Annotated in this window: 9 protein-coding genes and 1 tRNA gene; 7 read left to right on the forward strand and 3 right to left on the reverse strand. The window is 67.3% G+C overall.

Translation table 11 applies throughout. The annotated features are described in order from the left end of the window. The first annotated feature begins 467 nt into the window (after positions 1–467). Positions 468–1,421, forward strand: a complete 954-nt coding sequence (locus Aru02nite_RS33145; RefSeq protein WP_203664258.1) for a phosphotransferase family protein — start codon at positions 468–470, stop codon at positions 1,419–1,421. 82 nt (positions 1,422–1,503) lie between these two features. Here the strand turns inward: Aru02nite_RS33145 and Aru02nite_RS33150 are convergent, their stop codons facing one another. Both Aru02nite_RS33150 and Aru02nite_RS33155 read right to left on the reverse strand, forming a co-directional pair. After that, positions 1,504–1,947 carry a hypothetical protein gene (locus tag Aru02nite_RS33150; protein WP_203664260.1) on the reverse strand — a complete coding sequence of 148 codons (444 nt, stop codon included), beginning with the start codon at positions 1,945–1,947 and terminating at the stop codon, positions 1,504–1,506. A 334-nt stretch (positions 1,948–2,281) separates the two neighbouring features. Next, on the reverse strand, positions 2,282–2,719 hold the full coding sequence (locus tag Aru02nite_RS33155) for a hypothetical protein (RefSeq protein ID WP_203664262.1): 438 nt from the start codon (positions 2,717–2,719) through the stop codon (positions 2,282–2,284). A 994-nt stretch (positions 2,720–3,713) separates the two neighbouring features. Between Aru02nite_RS33155 and Aru02nite_RS33160 the strand changes: the two genes are divergently transcribed. The 4 genes from Aru02nite_RS33160 to Aru02nite_RS33175 all read left to right on the forward strand — a co-directional run bounded on the left by Aru02nite_RS33160 (position 3,714) and on the right by Aru02nite_RS33175 (position 15,890). Then, positions 3,714–4,721, forward strand: coding sequence for a hypothetical protein (locus Aru02nite_RS33160; protein ID WP_203664264.1), 1,008 nt, complete (start codon positions 3,714–3,716; stop codon positions 4,719–4,721). A 326-nt stretch (positions 4,722–5,047) separates the two neighbouring features. Then, positions 5,048–5,120 (forward strand) — tRNA-Lys (locus Aru02nite_RS33165). Positions 5,121–6,009: 889 nt separating this feature from the next. Continuing rightward, positions 6,010–9,498, forward strand: coding sequence for a LamG domain-containing protein (locus Aru02nite_RS33170; RefSeq protein WP_203664266.1), 3,489 nt, complete (start codon positions 6,010–6,012; stop codon positions 9,496–9,498). A gap of 428 nt (positions 9,499–9,926) precedes the next feature. Further along, a complete protein-coding gene (locus Aru02nite_RS33175; protein ID WP_203664267.1) occupies positions 9,927–15,890 on the forward strand; it encodes an RHS repeat domain-containing protein in 5,964 nt (1,987 codons plus the stop codon). 1,875 nt (positions 15,891–17,765) lie between these two features. Here Aru02nite_RS33175 and Aru02nite_RS33180 read toward each other — a convergent pair. Next, positions 17,766–18,353 carry a TetR/AcrR family transcriptional regulator gene (locus Aru02nite_RS33180; RefSeq protein WP_203664268.1) on the reverse strand — a complete coding sequence of 196 codons (588 nt, stop codon included), beginning with the start codon at positions 18,351–18,353 and terminating at the stop codon, positions 17,766–17,768. A gap of 48 nt (positions 18,354–18,401) precedes the next feature. Between Aru02nite_RS33180 and Aru02nite_RS33185 the strand changes: the two genes are divergently transcribed. Next, complete coding sequence (locus Aru02nite_RS33185) at positions 18,402–19,457, forward strand: hypothetical protein (RefSeq protein WP_203664269.1); 1,056 nt, start codon at positions 18,402–18,404, stop codon at positions 19,455–19,457. Positions 19,458–19,720: 263 nt separating this feature from the next. After that, a complete protein-coding gene (locus Aru02nite_RS33190; RefSeq protein WP_203664270.1) occupies positions 19,721–24,301 on the forward strand; it encodes a DUF5979 domain-containing protein in 4,581 nt (1,526 codons plus the stop codon). Positions 24,302–24,394 lie beyond the last annotated feature (93 nt).

The following is a 24,394-nucleotide window of genomic DNA, read 5'->3' on the forward strand; positions in this document are numbered from 1 at the left end:
GGGCGTCCAGGCCGGTCGCGTACCGCATCCCCGGTGTGGTCGCCGTCCTGGCGGCCACCGCACCCACCCCGACCAGCGCGGCCAGCGCGGCCGTTCTCGTCGGGCGGGGTGGGACGGCGGTCGTCAGGCGATGACCAGCGCGGTGACCAGAGCGAACAGCAGGTGCAAGGACTGGTCCAGGTGGGCCAGGCCGCCGTGCTCGTGCAGCCAGGTGGGGTGCTTGCGTAGCAGCCGGGCCATTGTCGGCAGGTTCGGATATTCCTGTGTGCGGAATAGCCCCGATGGCGACTGATGACTGAGGCAGGACCGGATCGGCGGCGCACTTCGGGGTGAGAATCCGACAGTGCTCCAGGGGCTGGAGGCCGGGATACTTGGTGCTGCTGGTGGATGATCCTGCTGTGCAGAGACTGTTGGAGCTCTCCTGCATATACTTTCGCGCGTGCCACTCCGGATGATGAGGTGGCTCGGTGACCAACCACGATGGGGCGGCGGCTGTCCTACCGTTGACACTGGTTTGGGTGAGTCGGCACTTGGAGGCCGGCGAACGGATCGTCAGGACCGAGGTGCTGCACGGCGGCATCACTGCCGAAATGCGGAGGCTTGCCATCGGCACGCGGGATGGAAGCACCCGTGACCTGGTGCTGCGGAGCTTCGTCAACATGAAGCACGCCGGGGACTGGCTGAACAGGGAGGCCGGCGCCCTGTCCCTGCTCACGGGCACCGGCGTGCCGGCTCCTGGACTGGTCGCGGTTGATCCGACCGCCGCGCATTGCGAGTATCCATCGCTCCTGATGACACATCTGGCAGGCCGCACGGTCCTCGACAATGAGGGCTTGGAGACGCGCGTTCCTCTGCTGGCCCGTCAACTCGTGGCGATCCACGCGCTGCGACCCGCCGAGCGGCCTCAGGAGTTTGTGGCGTTGACGACCGCCGACACCGTCGTGACTCCTAAGGGCGGCGACGCGGCGGCATGGGCTGCGGCGATCGACGTGATCCGCAGGCCCGCGCCGCCCTATGAAGGGCGATTCCTGCACCGGGACTTCCAACCCGGCAACGTGCTGTTCGACGTGCCGCCCTCAAGCCCGGCAGATGCCCGGATCACCGGCGTCGTCGACTGGGCAGCGAGCTCCTGGGGCCCGGCGGATCTCGATGTGGCGCACTGCTCCACCAATCTCGCGCTGCTGCACGGCCCGGCGTGGGGTCTGCGGTTCGCTGAGGCGTATGAGGAGGCCGGCGGGGTGCTGGCCGCGGCTGCGAGCGAGCGGCTGTACTGGCAGGTGCGGGACGGGCTGGCGTGCTCAGAAGAAGTGGAGTTGGTGGCGCAGCCATGGCGGGAGGCAGGGAGGACAGAGCTGACGACGCGAGCCGTGGAGGAACGGCTGGATGCCTATGTCACCGCCCTGATGGACGCGCTGGGCTGAGCCAAGGCGGTCCGGGGCGCTGCCTGGACCTCATCGTTCACCGCTCGACCAAGCGGAGAATCGAGGTTCGGTAGCGGCGACGTCATGATCGGCGGGCCACCTCGGCGGCGTAGGCCGTCCTGACGGCCCCGGCGGCCCATCGTTCGGCTGCCGCGGGACTGACGCCGAGTAGGCGTTGGAGGACGGCTGGCGGCATCTGGGTGCAGAGGTCGAGCAGAGCCGCGCATCGTCCGGATTCGCTGGCCAGTCCGATCCGGCGGAGGCGGGTGGCCAGTTGCTTGCTGCTCAGCGGCTTGCTGGGACGTTGGGAGGGGAACAGCCAGGGCGCGTTGTGCTCGTTCGCCATCACGGCGTGTTGGTGTTCGTGGGCGGTGTCGGCGAGTTGCAGGATCAGCTCGTCCAACGGCGGCGGTAGCCGCAGGGGTGTTGTGTGAAGGCGGAGGGCGACGCCGTGCTCGTCGTGGATGACGTGTGCGCTGTTCAGGCGGCAGGTCCGGGCTGGGGTCTGGCCATAGAGCAGGACCATCAGTCCGGCGACTCGGTCCTTGGTTTCGAGGGAGTCGTCGTTGAGTAGTCGTCGAGCGATGTCCCAGCGGTCATCGGCGTCGAGAGGGCGGTGGGCGGCTCGTCGTGGCCGGGTCGGGATGTTGATCGCGAAGGCCAGGTCGCTGCGGATGGCCCACGCGACGAATGGCCGGGCGGCGTAGGTGCCTTGATGGCTTTGGGAGGTCAGCCAGCGATCGACAAGCGGCTGTCGGCAGGTGGCGAGTGTTTCTCCAATGTATTGGTGGTGCGTGCCCCGGGCGGGAGTCGATCCCGCGCCCTCGCGGCAGACTGCCAGGGCGTTCTGATCAGCGTTGTCAGCCCTCCTCGATTTGCTGCAGGGCGATGGTGAAGGTGGGAAGCAGCTCGTCGGGCATGGTGAACGCGAGTGCGCGCTGGTACGAGCGGATCTCGGGGTCGTACTCGGCTCTCACCGGATGCTCCAGCCCCTCGCGCACGCGGCCGGCCCTCTCCAGTCGAGTCATCGCCTTGGTGATGGGACCAGTCAGCCCACGAAGCGACTGGTCGCCTTCAGGCCCGCGCATCACGTCGGCCTCCACCCGGCCGCCCCGGCGCACAAGCTCGCGCAGCAACTGCAGTGCGCTGGCGCGCAGGTCGCGGAAGAGTTGCTCTGCCTCGTCCACGGTCCACGTCGGCTGCGGCACCTCCAACAGCTCGGGCTTCGTCGGCTCCAGCAGCTTGATGATTTCCGGCAGCTTGGCCGGGTCTACGTCACGGAGGATCACGTCTACCATCAGCACCTCGCTCTAGTTAAACCCGAACTGTAGGTCTAGATCCAAGATAGTTTTACTTAGACCCGATGTCAACGTCTAATTTGAACTCGGCGACTGTTGCTCACCCGACCTCCGGGGACACAGGGCGCGGTGGATCCGGCCGGGGTGGTCGGCCGCGGGGTCACGTCCGGGCCGCTCGTGTGGCAGCCGCCGACGCAGGACACGTGCCCGTCATCGGGGGGTTGGGTCGAGGCACGCTGGCGACGCTGCAGCCCGAACTCGTCTTGGCGCGGGCCCCCGGGCCTGCGGCCGTCTGGGGTTCACCACGGCGATCTGACGCCGTTTCCGCTGGTAGAGATAGCGGTTCGTCTGCCGATGGTCTCCGCGGTCATGGCAGCCGGCGGGCCGTGGGATGGAGAGCGTGTGCGGAGCTCGGTCGGCTCCGCCATGAGGGAGGATGAGTGCTGGTGAGCCTCTTCGCGCCTCCTACACAGATCAGTGAGGTGGAGGTTCGCACCCGCGGTCCACGCCGGTTGTTGGCAGGTTGGCAGGTTCGGCACTGTTGCGGGATGAATTTTTCTCCTATGGGTTGGATCGCCCGGTGTGAACCCCCTGCCCGCTTCACTATCTTGCAGGTGCGCTCGTTCGATCCTGATGACAACACCGCGCTGGTCGTCGACGAACGCGTCGGCGTACTCAAGGCTGCTCGTTCGATCGCCGGTTTCGCCGGGCTAACGCTGTGCAGCCGGGTTGCGGCCGTCGCGGTCGCCCAGCCGGGCTGGCGGCTGCGGATCTGGGAGAAACGCGACCGCAGCGGTGAGAGTCGTGGGCGCGGCCGGCGGCGCGGTCGCCGGCCAGTTCACCGACGTGGGCGTGGACACCGTGGTGCGCCTGACTAATCACCTGCACCGTGGACCCTTCCTCAGCGGTTCGTTGGCGTAGCCGAGCCGCAAGGATCGAAGGAGCGGTCATCCGGCCCACGGGGAAATGCGGCCATCGCAGGGATAGTTGGCAGGTGGAGTTCGACGGCTACATGATCCACGGTTCATGGGACGGATCGACGCTGCGGATCCGTGGGACCAACCGAGCTGCCCACCTTGCCTTGGCCGGGCATGGCCGTACCGAGGAAGTCGCTGTTCAGACGAGCCAGATCACCGGTCTAAAGCTTCGCGACGCCCGCCGATTGATCAACGGAGAACTGGTCATTACGACGTTAACTGGCCAGAAGTACAAGCTTCACTTCCGCCGGAAGCAGGCGGAGACCTTCAGACGGCTTGAGGCTGCCTTAGCCGAATCGAGGAGTGCAGACGAGCCGACCCGATCGGCGCCCGCCGGCTCCGACCTGAAGCTAGAGCCTGAGTCGGGGGATCGTGGTGGACCAGGCGATTCCCCGGCACCGAAGCTGGGACGCTCACAGCGGGGGGTAGCGCGGAAGCAGGCTAAGGAACTCGCCCAGCGACGTGAGCAGTGGGAGCGTGAATACGAGCTCCTGCAACGGCTTGCGCACGCGACTATCGCCATGGGCCATGGCGCCCACTGGGATGGCGGCTTGGCACTGCGGCCGGGTGAACTGGGGGTGTGGACGGGTATCGGTGATCTTGTCGAGCCTCGCTCCACTGGCGGGGCCTACACGAGCGGGACGCGCGGAGCAAGCATTCGGGTCCCTGCTGGCGTGCGGGTACGCGTAGGTGGCGTTCGCGGCAAGTACGCACCGGGCCAGGTCGCGCAAACCGTCGTCGACCAGGGCGCAGTCGCGGTGACCAGCAAGCGCGTGGTCTTCACAGGCACGACTCGCACCCGGGAATGGACGTACAGCAAACTCGTTTCCGCGAACGTAACTGATGAGCACGTACTTCTACACGTCTCAAACCGGCAGCGCGTCTCGGGGCTCTCTCTTGGGCCTTCTGCGGACGAGTTCGTTGCGTTCCTTCAGCTTGCGATGCTCGTAGATGAGCACGGACTGGCGGAGGCATCACGTGCCGTCGCGCAGGAACTCGCAGCACATCTCCAGCAGCGACCCTAAAGTCCAGCCCCCTGCCGGCACGCACTCAACAACCCGCATCGGGTTGTGAGGCGCGCGGTCATGATCGCGCCGTCCGCACCCCGACACTAGGGTGCTCTGGAGCAGCCCAGGCATCCGTTGCAGTCGGTAACGGGCCTCGCGTTCGCTGTCGTCGAGTCGTGGTGCTCGACTTGGGTGCTCGATGGGTGCTCCGCCAAACTTGCCGCGCGTTGCCTCTACCTGCCGCTCTGCTCACTGTCCGGAGTGTGTCGGCTGTCGGCTATCATGACCGACTGGCGACGGCTGCGGGCAGCGAGGGGCAACTGGCGGCACGTAGCGTCGATGCCGGGGTGCTAGCTCAATTGGCAGAGCTGCGGACTTTTAATCCGTAGGTTGTGGGTTCGAGTCCCACGCGCCCCACCTCTGACCTGCGAAAACGCTGTTTTGGGCCGGTCTTTTGGGTGCTCCTACGTCGAGTCGGTGTCCTATCTCATCCGCTTTAATGCGAATTAACGCTGAGTAGCCCACTGTCCTGACCTGCGAAAACGCTACGCGTCGACTGTTCGCCCACGGACTTTCAAGCGTACGAATGGCGTCCTGTTCATCCTGTTCATGGCGGGTGCTGCTACGAGCAGACAGCCCAGTTGCAGGCCCCAATCTCGCTGACTGTGATGGCCGCTTGCTGCAGTCGGGCGCTATCCCGCCTCTACCGCTCGGTGGTGCCCGAGCGACGGTCGTCTCGCGCAGGCGCCCGCCCAGTACGGTCTGCTGGTGGATCGGAACCAGCGTGCCGAGTTGCTCGACATGATGACCCCGCCGCCGCCCGGTGCCGGCACGCCGTACTGGCCGGCTCCGAGTACTCGGTCAGCGACACCGGCCACCCCACGTCCATGTTCGAGCAAACCTACGCGGGACGCGACATACACCCGCCGCACTGGCGCCCCCCACCATCGGGTTTCCCGAGCAGCAGGCGCCCAGGCGGCTTCCGGCTGGCGACGCTGGATCGCCCGTGCTTGAGTTGGCTCATCTTCGCGTCGTTTGATGTGGTGCGTATTACATGGATGTAAGGCGCTTGTGGGTATGCCTATTTAGGGTCAAAACCACCTGTCGATGTTGGCCGCTGTTCACGAGCCGTGAGACCGCCGCGTCTTCTCGAAGGCTTGTGTCCCGTTTTGGATGGTCGCTGAAAGTTATTGTCACCCGTGTCTTCCGCGCGGCTGTGGGTGATCGCTAGCCTTCCTTCGCTCTGACTCGGTTTTGCCGTCTTCTTGCCGACGGTCGCTGAGTGCTGCCCTGAGGGAGGAGTCACGTGAACGGTCCCGGCTGCCATTTCCCGGTGGGGTTCGGTGTCGTTCAGTGTGCGCTGAAGGCTGGCGCGCGGCTGAAAGTGGGGGCGCTGATGGCGGTGGTTGCCCTTACTGCCTCGCTGTTGCCGGTGACCGTGGTGACAGGGCGGGCGTCGGCGGAGCCGGCATGTTCCTCGGAGGCGCCGGATGAGGCGTCGGCGGTGGAGATGGCTGTCCGATGTGGACAGCGGGTCGAGGTCGCTTCGGGTCGTACCGAGTGGTCGCAGGTGTTTGCGGAGCAGACGGGCCGGTTGTCGTTGGAGTCGGCGGTGGAACCGGAGCGGGTGCACAAGCCGGATGGGTCGTGGACGGCGGTGGATCCGAGCCTGCATGCCGGCCCAGACGGCCGGTTGGTGCCGGCGGCATCAGTGGCGGATGTGAGCTTCTCGCCGGGAGGCTCGGGGCCGCTGGTGGAGTTGGCGCGGGGCACGCACACGTTCACGATCTCCTGGCCGCAGGCGTTGCCGGTCCCGACAGTGTCGGGTGATTCGGCTACCTACACCGAGGTGCTACCCGGCGTGGACCTTCGGGTCACGGCGACCTCGACCGGGTTCCGTCATGACCTGATCGTCAAGACGCCGGAAGCGGCGGCGAACCCGGCGGTAAAGACGATCCGCTACACGCTGGGCGGCGACGCCATCGCGGGGCCGTCGCCAGAGGGCGGCGTGCGGGTTGCGGCGGGCGGTCGTCCGATGGCCGAGGCCGGCGGCGCGGTGATGTGGGATTCCAGCCCACAGACGACGAGCCTGGCGCCGAAGATCGCGACCGAGCAACCGTCGGACGGAGCGCAGAAGGCCGCGGTCGATACCGATGTGGTGGACGGGCATCTGCAGTTGACGCCGGATCTGGCCGTGCTGGCCGGCTCGGACACGGTGTTCCCGGTGGTGGTGGATCCGTACTTCGCGAACGTGGACGCGGTGAAGTGGGCGTGGGCGAACAGTTCCAACGCCAACTGGACGGTGGACGACGCGTGGGTGGGGGTGAACCCCGCCGCGTACGGGGGTGACGGGCGGCTGTACCGGTCGTTCTTCCGGTTCCCGACGACCTCGGGCGGGATCACGATCCGGAAGAAGTACATCTACTCGGCCAAGGTGTCGATGAACATGCATCACTCGTACTCGTGTGATGCCACCGCCGTTTCGCTGTACCGCACCTCGGCGATCACCGCCACGCCCCGCTCGACGTGGGGATCGATGGTGCTGCAGAAGTACCTGGACACCACCTCGGGGCACGCGAACAAGGACGCCTGCCCGCAGCCAGACTCCACAGTCCAGTTCACGGGCGCGCTCAAGTCGGATCTGCAGTACGGCGTGAGCAAGGACTGGACGGCATACACGGTCGGGCTGGTGGCCAACGACTCCAGCCATTCGGGGGAGACGCTGGACTACCGGTGGAAGACGTTCTGGCCGAAGGACGCGAAGCTGATCGTCGACTTCGACTCCTACCCCGGGGTGCCCTCGTCACTCACGACCGCGACCGTGGGATGCACGTCCGGCACGCAGTTGTTGGGGACTGCGACTCCGGCGTTGAAGGCGAAGTTCTGGGATGCGGACACCACTCAGGATCTGACCGCGTACTTCGAGTGGCAAGAGATTCCGACGGGCGGCGCCCCGGATCCGTCGCGTGCCCCGCTGGGCAACAAGTCGTATGCGACGGTCCGGAATGGCCAGTACGCGAGCGTGACGATCTCGTCGGGACTGATCTCGGGTCACAAGTACGCATGGCGGGTCCGCGCCAAGGACCCTGCGCCGTACAGCCAGTACGGCGGATGGTCTGGATTCTGTACGTTCACCGTGGACACCACCAAGCCCGATCCGCCGAGTGCGACGTCCGCCGACTACGACAACACCGACGATGCCCCCCACGGAGGACCGGGCATCGCCGGCACTTTCGCGGTCGCCTGGACCGCGAACGACGTTGTCGCGCTCAGGTACGGATGGTCGACACCGCCGGCGAAATCGAAGGCGGTCCCGCTCAAGTCCACCTCGACCACACTGACGATGACGCCGCCGCGGTACGGGACCAACGTGCTGTATCTGCAGAGCGTCGACCAGGCCGGCAATACCAGCGCGGTCGGGTCGTACAACTTTGAGGCAGCGGCAGCGACCGGCCCGAAGGCATCCTGGCGGCTGGAGAAGCGGCCGGACGGCAAGGACCCCTTCGCCTCTGGTGTAGCCGGCGGGCCGATGCTGACACCGACGGCGCTCGACTGGGCACCAGACGCCCGTCTGATCGGATCGGACACCGCCTCGTTCAGCGGATCAGGCTCTGCGGCGGCGACAACGGCTCCTGTGGTGGACACCAGCAACAGTTTCAGCTTCACCGCGTGGGTACTTCCTGGCGCCCTGTCGGGGTCTCGGACAGTGATGGCGCAGGACGGGACGGTGATGAGCTCGTTCCGCCTGCAGTACCGCGAAGACCAGGGCGGCAAGTGGTGTATGATCGCCCGGGACGCCGATGCCTCAACGGGTGCGTTGACGTTCGCGTGCGGGGCGGCGCCGGTCGCGGGCCGCTGGACGCATTTGGTCGGCGTCTACGACCATGCTGAGGGTGAGATCTGGCTGTATGTCAATGGCACCCTGTCGGCGACCGCCACATACGCGAAGGGCTGGAACGCGACCGGTCCGACCACGGTCGGCCGGGCGAAGGACAACGGGAACGCCGCGGACCGATTCCCAGGCCAGATCGCAGATGCCAGGGTCTACGACCGGGTGATCGTCGGCGAGGACATCACCACGGGAACGGACAACTGGCCCGCACTGATGAACCCGATCGAGGTCGGCAACTGGGCCTTCGAGGAAGGGTTCGGCGAGGAAGCTGCCGACTCCATCGGCTGGGGCCGGAACCTGACCTGGCCCGCCGACGGAGCCGTGAGCTTCGAGCAGACTACCGACCTTGGCTATGCCGGATCGTTCAACGGAACCAGTGGGTACGCGTCCACGTCCGGGCCGGCGGTGCGTACCGATCAGTCTTTCTCGGTGGCGGCGTCGTTGAAGGTCACGACCTTCGGTGACACCAACCAGACCGCCGTTGCTCAGTCGGGTTCCGCGATCAGCGGGTTCTACCTCGGGTTCCGGCCGAGCACTGGCAGCCCGGCATGGGGCTTTGCCGCAGTGGATGCCGACGCCGACCACGGCGCGACCTGGCGAACGGCACAGTCGCCGACGCTGATCGATGAGAACGACAAGGACTCGTGGGTGCAGCTGGTCGGCGTGTATGACGCGGCGGCCGGGAAGCTGATCCTCTACGTCGACGGTGAACGCGTACGCGACGTCGACCGGACCACGAGTTGGAACGCCACCGGCCCGCTCACGGTGGGTGGCGGCAGATGGGCGCCGACCGGCGGCACGTCGAGTGTCACCGACTTCTGGAACGGCGCGATCGACGACGTGCACCTGTACGCCGGTGCGCTGACTGATGCGCAGGTGTCGGCGATGGCCGACAGCGGCTGACTCGTGCTCTGTGATGCGGCCCGGCTGCTGGTGACCGGGCCGCACCACCGCGCGATACCGCAAGGCATCCCCAGCGATCCCCCTGGTTCGGCGTGCGCGTGCGGAGGACAACCATGAGGACTGGCAACAGATGGTGGGAACGACTCGCCCGAAACCGCGCTGGGCAGCTGATCGCTGCGGCGGCCAGCGGCGTGCTCATCGCGACGATGCTCGGGACGGTGCCCGCGGTGGCGATGCCCGCCCCGGCGGGCGCGCCAGCTGTGGCGCCCAGGCACGGGAAGCCAACGGGCAAGAACGTGCGTGGGCATGCCCGCAAACTGGACTCGAGGCAGGCGCGGGCAGCGAAGCAGACCGCCGCATTCGCTGCCCCCCGTTGGCCCGCCGCTGGTCACGCCGACGCCGCTGTCCCCGCCCGGGGGAAGCCGCGAGTGAAGGTCGGGAAACTACCGGTGTCGGTCGGCGCGCCGTCGCGCAAGACGACGGCGCCAGCGAAAACCTCCGTGCGGATCCTGGACCACCAGACCGCGGTCGCGACCGGCTACAGCGCCGGTGTGCTGTTCCGGGTGGCCCGTGCCGACGGCAAGCGGGCGAAGACGACCGCGTCGGTCTCGATCGACTACTCCGCCTTCCGGCACGCGTACGGCGGGGGATGGGCCTCACGCCTGAAGATCGTCCAAGTTCCGGAGTGCGCGCTGGATGCCAAGCGTCGCAAGGACTGTGGCCGGGCCGTGCCGCTGGGGACCCGAAACAATGTGACGGCCGGGACCGCAACCGCTGACATCCCGATCGACGCTGCCAGCCCGATGCAAGGCACCCTGTTCGCGCTCACCGCAACGCAGTCCGGGGTTGTCGGTGATCTCAAAGCGACCGCGTTGTCGACGTCATCGACCTGGTCCGCTGGCAACAATTCCGGTGACTTCTCCTGGTCATTCCCGGTTGACACGCCTGCGGCACCGGGTGACCTTGCCCCCGAGGTGAACCTGTCGTACTCGTCGTCGTCCGTGGATGGCAGGTCCGAGGCGAGCAATAACCAGCCGTCCTGGCTGGGGGAGGGATTCGAATACTCGCCGGGCTATGTCGAGCGCAGGTACAAGGCATGCTCCGACGACATGGGCGGCACCGCCAACAACAGCAGCAAGACAGGCGACCTGTGCTGGGGCACCGACAACGCTTTTCTGACCTTGGACGGGCATGCCGGTGAACTCATCCGCGACGACACTTCGGGCGCCTGGCGGTTGAAGGACGACGACGGGACGAGGATCGAACGGAAAACCGACACGGTCAACGATGACAACGACCACGAGTACTGGAAGATCACGACCCCGGACGGCACGCAGTACTTCTTTGGCCTGAACCGGCTGCCCGGCTGGGCGTCGGGTAAGGACGAGACGCAGTCGGCGTGGGCGGAGCCGGTGTTCGGTAACAACAGCGGCGAGCCGTGTCACGAGTCGGCGTTCGCGGACTCGTCGTGCCAGCAGGCGTGGCGGTGGAACCTGGACTACGTGGTCGACCCGCACGGCAACACGATGTCGCTGTGGTGGGCGCCGGAGACCAACAAGTACGCGGCGAACAACACCGACTCCAACGTCAAGTCCTACACCCGTGGCGGGACGCTGAGCCGGATCGACTACGGCACCGACAACCGGGACAGCACCGAGTTCGCGGGCAGCGCGCCGGCGCAGGTCGTGTTCGGCACCGACGACCGGTGCCTGTCGGACTGCACCACGCACGACGAGGCGCACTGGCCAGACACTCCGTGGGACCAGAGCTGCACCGGCACGACGTGCGCGAACAAGTATTCGCCGACGTTCTGGTCGACCAAGCGGCTGACGTCGATCACCACGAAGGTGTGGAACGCGGCCACTTCCAAGTACACCAACGTCGACCAGTGGACGTTTGGCCATACGTTCCCCAACCCCGGCGACGGGGCGCAACCGGGGCTGTGGCTGAACACGATCACCCGCACCGGTCTGGTCGGCGGCAGCACCGCCTTGCCGTCAGTACGGTTCGAGTGGACCCAGCTGCAGAACCGGGTCGACCCGCAAGACGGGTCCGGCACCATGAACTGGATGCGGATCGGGAACATCTTCACCGAGTCCGGCGAGCAGATCGGCGTCACCTACACCCCGCAGCAGTGCATCACCGGCACCACCATGCCCTCGGCGCCGGATTCGAACACGCTGCGCTGCTTCCCGGTGAAGGTCCCCGACCCGGCCAACCCGGACAACCTGAAGACGGACTGGTACCACAAGTACGCCGTGGCGCAGGTCAGCGAGTACGACCAGTTGACCGGCAACAACGCCACCATCACTCGCTACACCTACGGCAGCCCGGCCTGGCACCACGACGACGCTGACGGGCTGACCCCGGCGTCGAAGCGGACCTGGTCGCAGTTCCGTGGCTACGATTCGGTTACCACCAAGGTCGGCGAGACCGGCTCCGACACGCTCAGCATCGCGACTTACTACCAGGGCATGGACGGCGACAAGAAGGCCGACGGCACGACCCGCCGCGTCAGTATCCCGGCAGGGATCGGCTCCGACCAGCCCGACGCCGACGCCATGTCCGGGATGATGCGCCAGCAGACCGTCTATAACGGCACCACCGATCAGCCGGTGTCCCGCACCGTCAACGAGGGCTGGCAGTCTGCGCCGACCGCCACCCGCACGATCTCTGGCGACAGCGCCTACGCCCGCCACACCAGCATCAAGACCGCCTATGCCCAGACAGCGCTCGACGCGAACCGAGGCTGGCGCACCACGAAGACAGTTACAGGCTACGACTCGTACGGCATGCCCAGCCAGGTCGACGACGCCGGTGACATCGCTAAGACCGGTGACGAGAAGTGCACCGCCACCACCTACACCCGCAACACTTCAGCCAACATCCTTTCCACCGTCGGCCGGACCCTAACCACCGCGCTACCGTGCGGAACCGACCCGGCCGGGGTCGACGACGTGATCAACGATCAGCGCACCAGCTACGACGGTCAGGCTTACGGCACGGCCCCCACCAAGGGCGATGCGACTCGCACCGAGCAGGCCACGAACTGGAACGCCTCCGGCCCGGTCTACGCCATCACTGCGCACTCGACGGTCGACGCCTACGGCCGCACCGTCGACTCGTGGGATGCCCGCGAAGCAAAGACACACACCGACTACATCCCGGTCACCGGCGGTCCGGTGACGAAGGTGACTACAACAACTCCGCTCGGCTGGACCACCACCACCGAACTCAACGCCCGCGGCGACACCACCGGCGCCGTCGATGCCAACGGCTACCGCACCGACACCGAGTACGACCCGCTCGGACGCGCCACGAAGATCTGGAAGGCGCCGCGGGTCAAGGGCACCGATGATCCGAACGCGACCTTCACTTACGTCATCTCAAGCAACGGCAACAACTCCGTCACCACCAGCATCCTCAACGCCGCGACCACCACAACGGCGACGAAGTACACCACCACCTACACCATCTACGACGGGCTACTCCGCCAACGCCAAACCCAAACGGCGGCGGTTGGCGGCGACGGCGGTCGGGTCATCACCGACACTATCTACGACTCCGCCGGCCGGAAACACCTGGAGAACGCCGCCCACTTCGACCCGCTCGCCCCGAGCGCCACGCTGTATGTGGACAAGAACTGGGTGATCCCGCAGCAGACCCGCACCGACTACGACCGCGCCGGCCGCGTCACCGCCTCCGTGCAGATCTCCAAGGAAGTCGAGCAGTGGCGCACCACCACCAGCTACGGCGGTGACTACACCACGGTCGCTCCTCCCCAGGGCGGCACACCCACCCGGACCGCGACCGACGCGGAAGGCCACACCACGGAACTGCGTCAGTACCACGGCACCGCACCCAGTGGCACCGACTACGACGCCACCAGTTACACCTACAACCGCAAGCAGCAGCTTCAGAAGGTGACCGACGCCGCCGGTAACACCTGGTCCTACGGCTATGACCTACTCGGCCACCAGACCTCGTTCACCGACCCAGACAGCGGCACCACTACCGCCACCTACAACGACGCCGGGGACAAGCTCACTACCACCGACGCCCGCGGCAAGACCCTCGCCTACGCCTACGACACACTCGGCCGCAAAACCGGCCTCTATGACGACGCGGTTGCCGACGCCAACAAGCGGGCCACCTGGACCTACGACACCGCCGTGAGCGGCAAGGGCCTCATCGCCAACTCCGACCGGTGGATCGACGGCAACGACTACAAGACCTGGATCCGCAACTACAACGCCCTCGGCAAACCCGTCACCGTCGACTACGTCATCCCCACCAACGAAACCGGCCTCGCCGGCACCTACCGCTACGTCTACGGCTACGCCGCCGACGGCACACCCCAATCCTTGCGCTACCCGACCATCTCTGCCGACGCCCCCGACGGGTGGAACGAGACCGTCACCACCAGCTTCGATTCCACCACCGGCCTACCCGCCGAGCTGGCTAGCAGCGATAACACCATCCCGCACTACGTCACCCAAACCAGCTACACCGCCTTCGGCGAGCTCGAAACCGTCACCTACCACGGCACCGCGCTCACCTACGTGACGCAGTCCCGTTTCTACGATGATGCGACCCGCCGGCTCACCGAAACCAAAACCACTACTGCCGCGACACCGGCTACCGTCACCGACGCTCACTACACCTACGACCCCTCCGGCAACATCACCAGCACCCAAGACACCACCACCGGCGACACCCAGTGCTACACCTACGACTACCTCCAACGCCTCACCCAAGCCTGGACTCCCAACGCATCGGCCACCTGCGCCAGCACCCCCACCACCGACAACCTCGGCGGCCCCGCCGCCTACTGGCAGAGCTACCAGTACGACGCCACCGGCAACCGCACCCAACTCGTTAACCACGCCTCCCTCACCACCGCCGGCAAAGCCAGCACCACCACTTACACCTACCCCAAGCCCGGCGGCAAACAGCCACACACATTGTTGTCCGCCACCACCACCAACAGCACTGGCGACACCACCGCCACCTATAGCTACGACCCCGCTGGCAACACCACGAGCCGCCCAGGAGCCACGGGGGACCAGACCCTGACGTGGGGTCCGGAAGGCAAACTTTCGTCAGTGACTGATGGGCAAGACATGAGTTCCTACATCGACGATGCCGATGGCAACAGGCTCCTGACCCACGACAAAACTGGCACCGTTCTCTACCTGCCCAACCAAGAAGTCCGTTACAAGGCAGATACGCAGAAGACTGCCTGCACTAGATACTACGAGTACAAGGGGCAGACGTTCGCCGTACGTCATGATGGTGGCCAATACACATGGATCCTTGAGGACGCGCAAGGTACAGCCCAAGTAGCCGTTGAAGACTCTCTTTCTCATAAGACGACATGGCGGCGACAAGACCCCTTCGGCAACTCCCGTGGGGCCACCGTCGAAACGTGGCCCACACGTCGCGGATTCCTAGGCGGACAGCAAGATGTCACTGCACTCACGCATCTCGGAGCTCGCGAATATGACCCCAGTATTGGGCGATTCGTTTCCGACGATCCCATCACTGACACCACCAACCCTCAGCAAATAAACGGATACGCCTACGCCAATAACAGCCCGATTACTTTCAAGGATCCTGATGGGAAGCGTCTAGGGTGCAGTCGCGACACGCCGTGTGGGGCAATTGATGGTCACCACCCGACGGGAATCTACGCAGGGGACAGTCGATTCACGGGACCATCGAATTGGGGAGGAGGAATCGTTCCCCATGGCGACTCGTGGTCCCTCGATAACCCGCGCCTGACGATTAGCCGGTTCGCCGCCATTGAGGCAATCTTCGCGCGATGGGAACGCCTGTCTGTGACTATCGACGCTGCCATGACGTACGGTCAGAAGCTGGGTATCGATGCACGACTCCTCCTGGCAATCGCGCTCAAGGAGCTCTCGGGTAAAGCGGCCCGTCTTGGTCCTCTGTACGATCCGTACGAAGTAGCGGCGCAGATCGGCACATCTCTTGGTATGTGGCCGCATGGTGGCGCATCTCTTGGGCTCAGCAACATCAAGCCGGACACTTTCAAGCTCCTTCAAAAGAAATATCCAAAGGAGTTCGGAAACCACCGTTGGAACGATCTTGCTGACGATGACGACTTCAACATGAAAGCCGAAGCCTACTATGTGAAGCACTTGCAGGAGGATTACGTAAGCAGTGCTCCCGATGTCATCAGAAAGAACTACACGCCGGATGACGTTGTGTATGGCATCTATAATGGCGGAGAAGAAAACTACAAGACGCGAGCGATGCAGGGTAACGGATGGGGCCCGAATACGACCAAGCACATGGGTGACATGCCTTACTACCTTGCTATGGCAAACAATATCTACTGCGCGTCTGGGATGTATAAATGTTCGTAAAGGCGGGCGTAAGGCGAGTTCCGCGGAGAACCAAAATTGCCATCTTGGCAGGTCTGCTCGGCGTGCTGCTCGTGACGTTTGTGGCAATAGTCACTATTCGTAAAGTCTACGGGCCGACGAAGGCTGAGCGCTTCTACTCTGCGAATGTTGAGATGGATCATCGGTTCCAGAAGGCTGGTACCAATGACCAAGAACAAGGCGGAAACGTTTCGTACTCCGTTGCGTTCGTTGGGCCCGTCCTGAGTGATGATGAGCTGCTGGGCGTCGCCTCAGCGCCAAAGGTTCGGATGCGCCCGGCGACTCCTGTAAACGATGATGCGCCACGGCTTGTCGCGGTCGGAGATGCGTCGAATGGCTGTGTTGTGTCGGTGGCTAGGCATGTCCAAGGTGCACCGTTTTCTGTCTGGTGGAAGATACCTAGCCACGCTTTGCGCCGTGTGCAGGATGGTCAATCGAGCGTCGTTATCGTTAGTGTTCTCTGCTAATGTACGCGTTTAGGCACTGGCTCACAGGATCTGGAGACATCGTTTGCGCCATGGGGATCGGAGCCTGAACTTCGAGCCCGTTTGCAAGGGCGCAGGGTGCAGTTGTTCTGCGCATGGCGTGCCCGATTTCGCTGCCGGACGGTCTGGGCCGTAGCCAATGCCTGACCATCGATGGCGTGGTCGACATCGCTGCCCGGCAGGCAGTGGTCGTCCCGCGAGCTGGCTTCGACCAGCAGCACACTGCACCTCTTCCGCGGTCGCGAGGTTAGTCGAACTTCGCTGTGCGGGGCCTTCTCGGATGATGGCATGAAACTACGCTCCGTGATGTCACGGCCGGCGTCAGGCGAGTGGTGGGTGCTCGACTTGGGTGCTCGATGGATGCTCCGGCAAACCATCCCCGTATTGCCCGTACCTGCCGCACCGGTCACTGCCCGGAGTCGACCGGCGGGAGGCAACGGTGGCTGATCAATGACGTCTACAGGAAGGGTCCGGAGACTAGCGGAAAGTAGGCTATTCAAGTCGAGACGGCCTATAGGGCGGGAATACGGACTTTTAATCCGTAGGTTGTGGGTTCGAGTCCCACGCGCCCCACCACCCCCGCCGCCCCGGCCCCGTCGCCGGGCGGCCAGTCGGCCGATACTCCGATGTTCGCGCGCCGTCGAGCACGAGATCCGGGTACTTCGCCGGCCCGGCTGCCGCGGGTGCGGCAGCGCTCGGGTGACGTCGACGGGAGACATGACGACCTCGGCGTACATGTCGTGGCGCATGGTGCGTTCGGTGCCCGTACTCCGCCGCCGCAGGATTCCGTGCGCGAACGCGGTGACCCGGCTTCGGGGCCGCGACGCGCCAGTACCTTTGATCATGTTCGAGCACTTTCGTACCGATCAGGTACGGATCGCGATGGTCGGGACGTTCGTTGTCACGGCCAGCACGGCCAGCGCGGCCAGCGCGGGCGACGGCGGTACCTGGGCCGGTCACGCCGAAGTACGACGGCTGCTGGCGAGAGGTGGTGCGTGGCAACGCGCGCTGGTGGACGTACCGCATGGAGTCCGGCAGCACGCCCAACCTCGCCGAGCGGCCGGTTCAGTCGCCAAGGGCTCCGGCGTGGCGAGTACGCAGGAGCATCTGGACGGACGGTACGAGTTCGGGCGACGGCGCCGGCACGTACCGGACCCGCCGGACGCGGACGTCATCGTCCCGTACACGTGCCGTCGCGTCGATCCGAGTCGGGCCAGCGGAATGAGCGGATTCCGTTGCGCCGCAACGGATACACTGCTGCGCGGGGTCAGGTGGCGGCGTCGACCGCGGCGAGCAGCGCGGCGGTCGGCGGCGGTGAGCCGACCGCGCGCGTACCGGAGTCCGGGAACCGTGCGGGCGTGCCGCAAGCCGCTCAGCGGCCGGCGAGCCAGTGCGCGATGCGGCGCAGTTCCCGCGCGGTCCGGGTACGTGGACCGTCGACGGCGCCGAGGTGGCCGGCGTCGACGAGGCCGCGGATCCAGCGCGCGGCGGACGCGGGCGGCAACGGCAGGCTGCGCCCTCTGGTACGCCGGGCGCGCCGGAGCAGCGTGGTCAGGGTGGTGTGGATCCGCTCGTCGGCGGCGGCGAGGATCGCGGCGAACTCGGGGTCGCGGCCGGCCTGGAGTGTCGCGGCGGTGGCGAGGCCGGGGGCGAGCGGGTCGGCGAGTTCGGTGAGCAGGTGGTCGATGACCGCGTCGAGGCCGCGGTCGGGGTCGTCCTCGGTCAGTGCCCGCGCGCACAGCGCGTCGATCCGGGGCAGGTCGTCGGCGAAGACGGCGTGCACGATGTCGCGCTTGGTGGGGAAGTAGTGGAAGAGGGTGCCGGAGCCGATGCCGGCGCGGCGGCAGATCGCCGCGGTGGACGTCGCGTCGATCCCGCGTTCGGCGAACTCGACCGCCGCGGCACCGATGATCTGCGCCCGTCGCCGGGCGTGTTCCTGCGGGTTCACCGTCCGGGCCACGGATGTAATACTAGAGTGGCTACTCCATTAATTGCGAGGAGGCCCCGGATGGCCACGTGGTCGCGCCGCTGGACCGCCGACCCGACGCCGCGCCGGAGCCGGTGGCGTGGCCGGCTGCTCGCGCTCGCGCTGTTCGGGTTCAGCCCGTTCGTGGGGGAGTTCGTGCTGGGCAACCAGCCGATCACCGCGATCGCCTGGGTCCTCGTCCTCGCCACCATGTACGGCGGGGGCGCCGTCCTGATCCGCGAGGTGGTCCGCCGGACCCGCGGCGGCTGGCCGGTGATCGTGCTCCTCGGCGCGGCGTACGCGCTGGTCGAGGAGGGGATCGTGGACCAGATGCTGTTCAACCCCGGCTACCTCGGCCTGCCGAGCTTCGACGGGTACGCGCCGGTCCCCGGGCTGGGGATGAGCGCCGGCCTGACCGAGGGTTCGCTGATGCTGCACACGGTCTGGAGCATCAGCGTGCCGATCGCGGTGATCGAGGCGTTCGACCGCGACGCGCCGCGGCCGTGGCTCGGCCGACCGGGCCTCGCGGTCGTCGGCGGCGTGTTCGTCGTCGGCTGCGCGGGCCTGACGGCCATGCAGTACGAGGAGTTCCGGTTCCTGGCGAGCCCGGTGCAACTCGGTGTGCTGGTCGCCGCGGTCGTCGCCCTGGTCGCCGCCGCCGTCGCCGTTGCCTTGCGCCGCAACCGATCCGCGGCCGACGCTGGTGGTCGGCGCGCGCCGCGGCCGTGGCTGGTCGCCGTGGTCGCGTTCGCCCTCTCCGGTGGGTACTGGGCGATCGAGTTCGCGGTGCCGCCGTTCGCCGGCGCCTGGGGAGTACTGCCGTGCGTGGCGGTGTGGGTGGCCGCCAGCCTGGTCCTGCTCGCCCGGTACTCCCGGCGTCCCGGCTGGTCCGCGACGCACGTGTTCGCGGTCGGTGCCGGGCTGCTGCTCACGTACGTCTGGGTGGGTTTCGTGCAGGCGGCGTCGTTGCCGGTGTCGCGGCCGGTCGCGCTGCTGGGCAACGTGGTCTGCGGTGTCGTCGCCATCCTGGTACTCCGGCTCGCGGCGCGGGTCCGCCGCCGTGCCGATGCCCGTACGCCCGCGCCCGCCCGGGTGTGAGTCAGCGTTCCAGCCGTCGGTCAGCCGGTCGAAGACCCGTTCCTGCCAGTGGTACGCGCGGGTCAGCAGGGCGCGCCCGGCGGCGGTGACGGTCGCGTGCCGGTGGTCTCCGCCGCCCGCAGGTCCAGGTAGGCGTTCACGCCCGGGTGCCACTCCTCGCGCGGAAGTTTCTCGAAGAGTCCGCGTGTCGTTACTCACGGTAGAAGTTCGGTACCGCAGGATCGACGGGGTCGTGGGTGGTGCAGTCCAGTCCTGGGGGCGTCGTGCCTGGCAAGTCCGTGGTTCTCCGCCGCGTCACCGCGGCCTTCGTGGCGCTGCTGCTGGCCACCCTCGGGGTACTCGTGACCTCGGTGCCGGCCGCCGCCGCCGTCGTCGCGCTCGACAAGTCGACCACCGGCGTACCGGCGGGCGGGGTGGAGCCGGGCGGGTCGTTCAACTACGTCCTGCGGGTCGACTGCACCTCCCTGTCCGAGGACTGCCGGAACGTCACGGTCACCGACACGCTGCCGGCCGAGTTCACCGCGAACGTCGTGCCGGGCACGTACACGTGGTCGGGTGGGCCGGACACCAGCCCGCCCGGCGGCACCGTCTTTCCCGGGATCAGCCAGTACACCTACACGTACGACGCGCAGACGCGGGAGCTGACCGTCACCGTCGCCACCGTGCCCGCGGGGTCCTCGACGTCGGTACAGGTCGGCATGACGCTGCCGAAGGACACCACCGTCCCCGACGGCACCCGCGTACCGAACACCGCGACGGTCACCGCGGACAACGCGCCGTCCGCCAGCGCCAGCGTCGACGTGCTCGTGCACGTACCGGTGACGGTCGGGGTGCGCGCCACCAAGGACTGGTCGGACGGCTCGGCACTGGCGCAGTCCGGCGAGAGCAGCACCGTCACGCTAGGCGTCACGAACGACTCGACCGGCGCCGCCGACGTCACGAAGCTGACCCTCACCGACCAGACCAACGGCGACCCCACGAACGACCCGTGGAACTACTTCGACCTCACCGGCTTCGGCGCGGTCACGTACCCGGACGGCGCCGACCAGGTCCAGGTCCAGTACTGCACCCTGCCGTACGCGCAGGCGTGCGGGGCGTGGACCGATGGCGCGGTACAGACCGGCTCCCCGATCCAGGCCGATCCGGGGGTCGACCTGAGCGAGGTGACCGGGGTGCGGTTCGTGTTCTCCAGCTCCTCCGGTGACCCGATCGCCAACGACGGGTCCGGCAGCGTCACGTTCACCCTGAAGCTGCGGGACACCGAACGGATCGACGGCTCGAAGGTCGAGCCGACCACGACGAAGACGCTGACGAACTCGGCGACGCCGGCGGCGACGAACGCGGACGGCACCACCGACGGCGATCCGGCGAGCGACACGTACCAGATCGTGCCGGACATCGCGACGGTGGACGTCTCGAAGAGCTGGTTCGCCGACAAGGACGGCGACTACACGGCGGACAACCCGGCGTCGGCGCCGGCGCAGCGCCGCTGGCCGGTCTCGGCCACGGTCACCGCGCGGAACACGTCTCCGTTCCCGGTGGAGACGATGACGATCCGGGAACCGTCGCGTACGGATCCGGAGACCGGGCTGTCGGTCGTGGACCTCACCCAGGTACGGCTGCGCTTCCCGGACGGAGCGACGACCGCGCACGTGACGATCAGCTGCGCGGACGGGTCGCAGACGAAGAAGGACCTGACCAGCCCGCCCGCGACCGTGGAACTGAACCGCCCGGACGACTTCACGTGCCCGGCCGGCGGCCCGGACGACGCGCGGATGAAGGTCACCGGCATCGAGGTCGTGTACGCCAGCCCGGCCGGTACGGCGGCGATCGACCCGAACGCGACCGCCGGCCTGGACTTCCACGGCACGCTCGACAACAACGCCGTACCGGCGGACTCGCCGTACACGAACTGCGCCGACGCGAACGCCGTCAACACCGGGAACGGCTCGACCTCCGCCACCGCGACCGCCTGCGGCAACCTGACCGTCACCGCCGGCCACGGTCCGTCCGGCCCGGGTACCAAGACGGTCAGCCAGACGGAACTGCCCGAGGACACGCCGCTGGACTACACCCTGTCGTTCCACAACGACGGCGGCGACCTCAACGACTTCGTGCTCGCCGACCCGCCGGCGGACAACCTGACGGCGGACACCCAACCCTTCGCGACGGTACGGATCGTGTCGATCGACGCGACGTGCCCCGGCAGCCCGGCCGACGTCGTACTCCTGATCCCGGACCCGCCGAACGCGCCGCAGCAGGTGCCGTACGCGTCGGCGACGGCGAGCCAGCTGGACGCGGCCCGCGGGTTCCTCGTCAAGGCCGACCCGATGCCGGCCGGCGGCGACTGCACCGTGCATCTCGAAGTGGAACGCCGCGAGGGCATCCCGGACGGGGTGCACATCGACAACTGCTACATCGTGCTGTCCGGCGGCGGTCCGGCCGTGAACGGCGATCCCGACGCGTCGACGAGCTGCGCGCCGACGGTCGTGACCACGCCGCCGCACAGCGCGGCCAGCCTGCAGAAGTTCATCGAACCGGGTGAGGTGGCGCGCCCGACGGCCGGGCTGGATCCGCAGATCGCCACGGTCAAGCTGCGCATCGCCAACACCGGCAACACGCACCTGAAGTCGTTGACGGTCACCGACTCCGACGCCGACGGGCAGGGTTCGGACTTCTTCCGCTCGTTCGACTTCGTTGCCATGCAAGGCGTCTCGTACCCGCCGGGCGCGGACCGGGCCCAACTCGACGTCTGTACGACGGGCTGCGCCAGCGGTACGTGGATCACCGGTACGCCCACGGCCGCCAACCCGCCACCGCTGCCCGCCGGCGTGTCGGCCGGTGACGTACGCGGGGTGCGGGTGACGTTCACGTCGTCGGATCCCGCGCACGGCGGCTACAACCTGACGCCGGGCACGAACTTCCCGGAGAGCGGCCCCTGCCAGCAGGCGTCGGTGTGCTTCTCGGTGACGCCGCGGGCCACCGACCGGGAGACCGGCGACCCGGTACTCGGCACGTACACGGACACGGCGGGTGGGCACGGCGAGGCGCAGTTCTCGCACGGCGGCGGGTTCGACATCCCGGACGTCACCGCGGACCTGACCGTCACGAAGGGCCGGCCGGCGATCGACGTCGACAAGGCGGTGGTCGGGTCGGCGAGCCTGGCACCCGGCCAGACCGGCTACCTCGACCTGACCGTACGCAACACGGGAACGGCCGCGCTGCCCGATCTCCAGGTGTCCGACCCGATCCCCGCGACGCTGGAGTTCGACGAGACGGGCGTCAACGGCAAGCCGTACGAGATCCAGCGGTTCGACGTCCCGTCCGGTACGACGGCGCCCGGCCCGGCGGAGTTCACCGCGGAACGGGACGGCAGCGGCCGGGTCACCCGGCTCGTGTGGCACTTCCCGGGCAACTTCCAGCCCAGCAGCGTGCTCGTCATCCGCATCGGCGTACGGATGGCCGCCGGTACCAGCGCGGGTGTCACCGCCACGAACGTGATGGGCGCCGGATCGGCGAGTACGCAGGACTTCGACTGCAGCGACAGCCCGCCGGACGGCGAGACCACCGGCGACCCGTTCCTGGCCGGGAAGAACTGCACGTCGTCGGCGAGCCTGACCACCACGCCGGGCGCGGCGTTCCAGGCGGGCAAGTGGGTCGCCGGCAACCCCGACCTCGGCCTGTACGACACGGCGACCAAGAAGTACACGTCGCTGGACGACCCGGCCTGCCCGCGGCTGACCCGCGACGGCGTCGCGTACACGCGGTACCCGTGCGTGGCGCTGGTGTACCCGGGGCAGAACTTCACGTTCCTGGCGCGGATGACGAACAACGGCACGTACCCGGCGCTCGACTCGCGGCTCGTCGACGTACTGCCGGCGCCCGGTGACACCGGCGTCGTCGACCCGGCCGACCGCGGCACCATGTGGAACGTCCGGCCGACGCTCGTGTCCGCGCCCACGGTCGCGCCGGTCGGCTCCGGCGGCGCGGTCAACGCCGACCTGACGTACACCACCGACGATCCGGCCTGTACCAAGGATCTGTACCCGCCGGACAGCTGCCCGGCCGGTGCGTGGCGGTCCGGGTTCGATCCGGCGGCGACCGGGTTCGAGGTGCACGCCACGTTCGACGATCCGGGCCTGGCGCCGGGGTCCTCGTTCGACGTGGTCTGGCAGATGACCTCGCCGGCCGATCTGGACAAGCCGGCGGACCCGTCCATCGCGTGGAACTCCTTCGGCCACACCGAACTCATCGACACGCCCGGCCAGGCCACGCAGCTCGGCGCGGTCGAACCGCAGAAGGCCGGCATCGGCCTGGTGTTCGGCGACGTCAAGGTCAGCAAGAAGACCGTCGCGCCGCCCGGTGCGTCCGCGTCCGACGGGCCGTTCCCGCTGGCGTACCGGTGCGTGGTCACGCCCGACACCGGCAAGCCCGTCACCGTACGGGAGGGGACGGGTGAGTTCTCGCCCGGCCACCCCTGGACGCTCACCGGCGTCCCCGCGCACGCCACCTGCACCGTGTACGAGACGGACAGCCTCGGCGCCGACAGCGACCACGACAAGAGCGACCCGCTGAGCATCCTCGTACCGTGGAACGCCACGGGCGAGCCCGCCACCGCGCAGATCACCAACACGTTCGGGCCGCCGACCACGCCCACGACACCGCCCACCACGGCACCGCCGACGGCACACCCGACCTCGCCGAACGGCCCGAACGGGCACGCGTCCGGGTCCGGCGGACTCCCGCAGACCGGCGGCCGGCTCGCGCTCGTCACCGCCCTCGGCCTCCTCGCCGTACTCCTCGGCCTCGCAGTCCGGGTCGTCGCCCGCCGCCGGGCCCGCTGACCCACCGCACCGCCGGGACGTCGTCGTACGCCCCGGCGGTGCGCGGCCCGTACGGCGGTGACCCCGCGGCGTCGCCCCGCGTACTGCCGGCTG

Origin of the sequence: Actinocatenispora rupis, assembly GCF_016861975.1 — a bacterium.
Lineage (GTDB): Bacteria > Actinomycetota > Actinomycetes > Mycobacteriales > Micromonosporaceae > Actinocatenispora > Actinocatenispora rupis.